Raw genomic sequence first — 5,628 nt, forward strand, 5'->3', positions numbered from 1 at the left:
CGCTGGGGTTGTCCTCCAGGAACTCCGCACCCACGCGCCGGAAATCATCTATCCTTTGGCAGAAAAAAGTGTAATTGCTTATCCGCAATTGCCGAAGAAGAGTATCGATTACGCTTTGATGGAGAAAACAAATCTGGCGTATGTGTTACCGGCGTCTTTCGGCTGGGATGATTTGGGCGATTGGAATGCGATCGAACGTTTGCTCAAAGGCGATAAGCTGAATGTGGAGTTAGCTACTCATGTAGGATTGGATACAAAGGGGTCAATTATCTACGCCAATGGGGAGGATGAGACGATCGTTACTATTGGGTTGGAGGATGTGGTGATCGTGCGCGATCGCAATGTTACCCTGATCGTGAAAAAAGACCGCACCCAGGAGATTAAGCAGGTTCTCAAAAAACTGCAAGACGATCCAAAGTTCACAGATCTACTCTAGGGGTTAGGGGTTAGGGGCTAGGGAGAAGAAAAGTTTCCCTAATCATTAAAACTCTTGGCAGATGCAAGAGTATTGGTTTTCAGCTACAACTTAAGTGTGGCTAATTTTTTCGGTTCCTAATATCCAGCCGCAAAAAATCTGTAGCCCAAATAACACTTATCAATATTCGTCATTAGTTAGCAGTCATTATAAAATTTTGACTTTTGACTTTTGACTTTTGACTTTTGACTTTTGACTTACCAACTATGTTTTTAACTCAAAGCGTTTCTCGTCAGCGCGATATCATCGAAGTTGTCCTCCGCAATGGGTGGGACTATATGCGACGGCTGCTTACTGGTGGTAAAGCCGATGAGCCGCAGTTGCCGCCGCCAGCAGTTCTCCGTAAAATATTGGTAGAATTAGGCCCTGTTTATGTAAAATTGGGACAGTTGCTCAGCACTCGTCCCGACCTTTTGCCATCATCTTATATAGAAGAATTATCGACTCTGCAAGACGATGTACCGCCAGTACCTTGGGTAGAGATCGAAACTGTACTGCGTCAAGAGTTGCGCCAGCCTTTAGAAGAAGTCTTTACTTCGATCAATCCTAGAGCAGTTGCTGCCGGTTCGATCGCGCAAACTCATAAAGCCACTTTAGCAGATGGACGCGATGTCGCATTGAAAGTTCAGCGTCCTGGAATTGATGTCGTTGTCGAACAAGACATCAATTTAATCCGGTTTGTCGCCGAATTAGTCGATCGCACCGACTTCGGTCAAACCTACGATTTCAAAGGTTTAGCGGAAGAATTCACCAATGCGTTGCAGGATGAATTAGATTTTACCAAAGAAGCGAGCTACACAGATCAACTGCGGCGCAATATGTCTGTGAGTCGCTGGTTTGACCCCAAACAATTGGTAGTTCCGCAAGTTCACTGGGATGTAACTACGCAAAGGTTACTCGTTTTAGAATGGATGGATGGAGTGCCGCTTTTATCGGCAACTTTCACAAATGAGGAAAATGGGAATAACGGTAAACAAGTTTCTCCGGCAGAAAAAAGACGGCAGGTGACAAGACTTTTATTCCGCGCTTTTATCCAACAACTATATATAGATGGATTTTTTCACGCCGACCCCCATCCCGGCAATATATTTTATCTGAAAGATGGCCGAGTTGCTTTGCTGGATTGCGGTTTGATGGGGAGGTTAGACCCGCGCAGCCAGCAAATTTTGACGGAGATGCTGTTAGCGATCGTCGATATGGACGCCCAGCGTTGCAGTCAGTTAACTTTGCAATTAGCGGAAGCAGCGAAATCGACTAATTTGGCTAAGTTGGAAAACGATTATGACCGAATGTTGCGGAAGTATTATAACAGAAATTTGTCGGAAATCAACTTCAGTAAAGTGTTTTATGAAGTGCTGCAAGTTGCCCGCGATAATAAGATAAGATTGCCCAGCAATATGGGTTTATATGCGAAAGCGATCGCCAACTTAGAAGGTGCGGGACGGATATTTGACCCAGAGGTGAATCTGCTAGACGAAGTTAAACCTTTGCTGACAGATTTGTTCCGCAGGCAATTGTTAGGAGATAACCCCCTGCAAACATTGTTGAGAACAGCTTTGGATCTCAAGAGTTTGTCGCTGGAATCTCCCCGCCAAGTCGAATTGCTGTTAGACAGAATCACCACCGAAACATTAAAGTGGAATATCACGATAAAAGACCTGGATTTGATGCGTCGCAGTTTAGATGATTCCGCAAATAGGCTATCGTTTAGCATTTTAGTAGGTTCGCTGATTATGGGTGCGGCGATTATTTCTACGAACGCGCAGACAAGTCAGCTATCTTTTTTGAGTACGGGGTTATTTGCAGCTGCGAGTTTCTTGGGGTTGTGGTTGATTATTAGTATTATGAGGTCTTGGCGGAAGCGGTTTTAACTAAATTAGCTCACTTCTACGATCGGACAAATATCATATCCGGTGAGCGATCGCCAACATCTAGAAAGGTGATAAAATAGAGCAGTCATGCTAGAGAGCCTTTCTATGGTAGTAGCGATCGGTGAGATAGTCATAGTTTAAATAGGATATAATTACTATGTAACTAAATTACCAAAAAACACAATGTTATCACTTGTTAAAACTCCAGGTAGTACGGTAATAAAACTGAATTGGTATGCTTATTTATTTCTGCTGGAAGAATTCATTGCAGAAGCAGATGCTATTATAAACGGGCCAGCAGCTTTTGGTAATCCAATTTTGCAAGTGTCAGAAAGTGATTGGGAAATGGTAATAAATACGATGTTAAATCCACCGGAACCTTCAGAGGGTTTAATTGCTTTAGTGAAAGAGTGTCGTGCGTCTAAAGAGTAAACAATTGTGAGTTGGGTTATCTCTCCAATAGATGCTATAGGGCGTAGTGCTAGTAGTCTTAGAAAAGACCGTTTTAATTCTGGGAACGCAGAACTAGATCGTTATTTAAAACAATATGCGCTGAAAAACGACCTAAACGGAATAAGCAAAACTTTTGTAGCTTTTTCATCTGAAAATACTCAGATCGTAGCTGGCTATTATTCCTGCTGTGCAGGTGCGATCGCTAGTGAACAATTACCCGCACAACTGAGGGAAAATTTACCCAGATATCCCATGCCAGTTATCCTAATTGGTAAACTAGCTGTAGATTTATCAATGCAAGGAAGAGGTTTAGGAAAGCATCTGTTATTCCATGCTTTAGAAAAGGCAGTTAACATATCTCAACTGATCGGTATTTTTGCCGTTAGAGTTGATGCCATAGATGAAGAAGCTAAGAGATTTTACAAAAAGTTTGGTTTTCAGGAATTGCCGAATATTCCCCTGTCTCTTTATCTGACTATGGAGACATTTAAACAAGCACTTAATATTGATATAGAAGACAAATAGAGTAGCTAAAGAAGAAATAGGTATAAGATGGGAAAAAGCGCGATCGCACTTTTCCCAAAATTTCTTTTCAACTTTCTAAAACATCTCGTCTCAGCCACTTTAAAACCGCATCGATGAGATCTGGATCGTTGGGAGAAATAAGTTTTACATTTTCACAGCGTTGAGTGGTTATGATTGCGATCGCACCTCCAAACGTACTCAGCGCAGTTAGGCAAGTTTCGCTGAATTCGCGATCGGCTTTCGAGTTGTAGAATAGTAAAGCAACTCGTTTTTCTAAGTTTTTCAAACGTAGCCGCCAGTATTTTTTAAGCTGCTGCATTGTGCTTGGTTCTTCCTGCTGTTCTGGACAACCTTGTTCTACCATTTCGATGTATATATCAGTGGCAGGGTTATTTTGGTCGCTAAATTGGCTACCATCAATGCAAATTAGTTGTACTGCTTGATTTAGTTCTTCATCTTCAGCAATGGCAGAACGAAGAATTGAAGGAAGTTGGGTAAAGTTGAGGCGTTGAGTAGTGGAGGAGTTACCAACTGGGATGTTATCGGGTGCTTCTGGATGTGTGCAGGGTGGTAAATTATGCCAAGCGCGATAAAAGTCTGGATAACTCATGTTTTGAGCGCAATGCCAGATGACGTAGTAGGCATCCTCAAACAACGGAGCAGGATTTTTCAAATATTCAGGTTTTAAGTAACCCTTTAACGCTGTTACCACTTTTGGGAAATACTTCTGTGACTTGATTTTCCACAAGCAGTTAAAGGTATCGAGAAGAGTGCCTTCATCCTTGGTAATGTTAACCACTTCAAGTAGGAATGATATCGCAGTCTCATTACAAGGGTCTATTTTTACTAAACTACTAACCCCTTTGATAAAAGTGTCTATATCATCAGTTGTCTGGATTAAGTTGACTAAAAAGTTAATCGCTGTGGAATTTCCAGGGTCAACTAACCCTAAGTTATAAGCAGTTGATAGACGAGTGAGGTCATATTCAGGATTTTCAAGCATCTGCATAAGAGCGGCGATCGCTGTTTGATTACCTTTGCCTATTTTCCCCAAGATTGAAGCTGCTTTGCAACGGATATTCTCATTATTTGTAGCCTGGATTAGCTCTACTAGCGTTATAATTGCTGTTTGATTATCTCTGTCTATTTCTCCTAATCTTTCAGCTGCTTGCATACGTAAATACTCAGATGGAGTAGTTTCGAGCAACTTCACTAAGGCATTAATAGCGGCGGGATAGTCCTTTAGCTTCTGCCAGTCAAACAGCATTAAGAAAAAAGATACAGACGGACAGAGATAATCGCAAGGTGACATAAGTAATACACCATTTGTAATCTTGTTTAATCGCTCATTATTAGCACCATGTTGATTTCGAGTGAATGCGCTATCTTCTGCTGGGAATGTTTTGACTAGCTCGATTAAAGAAAGTATTGCGGTCTGATTATTAGGATCTACTTCCGCCAAGATATAAGCTGCTTCCCAGTATAATTCTTTATCTTCATAGTTTTGAATAATTTGGACTAAAACCTCAAGTGCAGTTCTGCTACCTGGATTAATTTTTGCTAAGCACAAAGCAGCTATTGTTCGACTTTGTTCACAATGATGATTTTGAATAACCTGTTCTAATGAGTTAATAATAATTTGATTACTTTTGCCAATTCGCGCCAAAACATCGGCAGCTTGTTGGCTGAAAGGTATACCAGCCTTAATTAACTGGATTAAAGCATTAATTGCAATTTGATTGCTAGAGTCTATTTCCAATAGGCTATAAGCAGCTTCTAAACGGTGAAATTCATCCTTATCATTGGTACGATCGAGCCATTCGCGTAAAGCAGAGATTACTCTCTCCTTTTCAATTTCTTTCATTACTTCCCTGGCTGCATCTCTAATAGGAAAAGGAGCCCTAACGTTCCAATAGACAATTTCCCTTACAATTTGATCTGCCAAAGTATGCTCGGAAAACTCTGCAATTGCTGATGATGCAAGAAAATATGCTCGATAATAATAAAAAGAATAAAAAGAGCCACATCCATCCTCAAAGTCTACCAAATTATTGATAATCTTCTCTTTTTGCTGTTTCATTTGTTCCTCTGGTCGCCCTAACCAAAGCAAAATCACCTCTTTCCACTGTCGCTCAAAAATGCGGTATACGCAATCTTTATTGTTATGTTTCTTAAATGGGTTAGGATTTTCGTTGTCGTGGTTAAGGAAGAAGTGCCAATCATCGATCGCCAAAGCAGCAAAATATTCCTGAAACGTCGGATGAAAGAAAGCATAAACAGGTTCATCCGTTCTAGATTCCCGAT

5 protein-coding genes and 1 pseudogene are annotated in these 5,628 nt (G+C 41.1%); 4 read left to right on the top strand and 2 right to left on the bottom strand.

The window, feature by feature from the left end; genetic code table 11:
- Both H6S82_RS15920 and H6S82_RS15925 read left to right on the top strand, forming a co-directional pair.
- A pseudogene (locus H6S82_RS15920) lies at nt 1-436 on the top strand (mannose-1-phosphate guanylyltransferase); the annotation flags it as partial.
- A 245-nt stretch (nt 437-681) separates the two neighbouring features.
- Nucleotides 682-2,346: an AarF/ABC1/UbiB kinase family protein gene (locus H6S82_RS15925; protein WP_190467871.1), complete on the top strand. Its 1,665-nt coding sequence runs from the start codon at nt 682-684 to the stop codon at nt 2,344-2,346.
- A 5-nt stretch (nt 2,347-2,351) separates the two neighbouring features.
- Here the strand turns inward: H6S82_RS15925 and H6S82_RS34085 are convergent, their stop codons facing one another.
- The gene (locus tag H6S82_RS34085; protein ID WP_255512262.1) at nt 2,352-2,480 is read right to left on the bottom strand and encodes a hypothetical protein; all 129 of its coding nucleotides are present in this window, start codon (nt 2,478-2,480) and stop codon (nt 2,352-2,354) included.
- A gap of 49 nt (nt 2,481-2,529) precedes the next feature.
- Here H6S82_RS34085 and H6S82_RS15930 point away from each other — a divergent pair, with 49 nt between their 5' ends.
- Nucleotides 2,530-2,778 carry a hypothetical protein gene (locus H6S82_RS15930; RefSeq protein WP_190467868.1) on the top strand — a complete coding sequence of 83 codons (249 nt, stop codon included), beginning with the start codon at nt 2,530-2,532 and terminating at the stop codon, nt 2,776-2,778.
- Between the two features lie 6 nt (nt 2,779-2,784).
- Nucleotides 2,785-3,324 carry a GNAT family N-acetyltransferase gene (locus tag H6S82_RS34385; protein ID WP_322111947.1) on the top strand — a complete coding sequence of 180 codons (540 nt, stop codon included), beginning with the start codon at nt 2,785-2,787 and terminating at the stop codon, nt 3,322-3,324.
- A gap of 67 nt (nt 3,325-3,391) precedes the next feature.
- Here H6S82_RS34385 and H6S82_RS15940 read toward each other — a convergent pair.
- A partial coding sequence (locus H6S82_RS15940; protein WP_191056410.1) for a HEAT repeat domain-containing protein occupies nt 3,392-5,628 on the bottom strand: 2,237 nt, incomplete at its 5' end.

It is taken from the genome of Planktothrix sp. FACHB-1355 (assembly GCF_014748295.1).
In the GTDB taxonomy this organism is placed as follows: Bacteria; Cyanobacteriota; Cyanobacteriia; order Cyanobacteriales; family Aerosakkonemataceae; genus Aerosakkonema; species Aerosakkonema funiforme_A.

What these genes read in the sequence shown, in the direction of transcription:
- H6S82_RS15930 (WP_190467868.1), top strand. Translation starts at nt 2,530, where the DNA reads ATGTTATCACTTGTTAAAACTCCAGGTAGTACGGTAATAAAACTGAAT.
- H6S82_RS34085 (WP_255512262.1), bottom strand. Translation starts at nt 2,480, where the DNA reads ATGACTATCTCACCGATCGCTACTACCATAGAAAGGCTCTCTAGCATG.
- H6S82_RS15925 (WP_190467871.1), top strand. Translation starts at nt 682, where the DNA reads ATGTTTTTAACTCAAAGCGTTTCTCGTCAGCGCGATATCATCGAAGTT.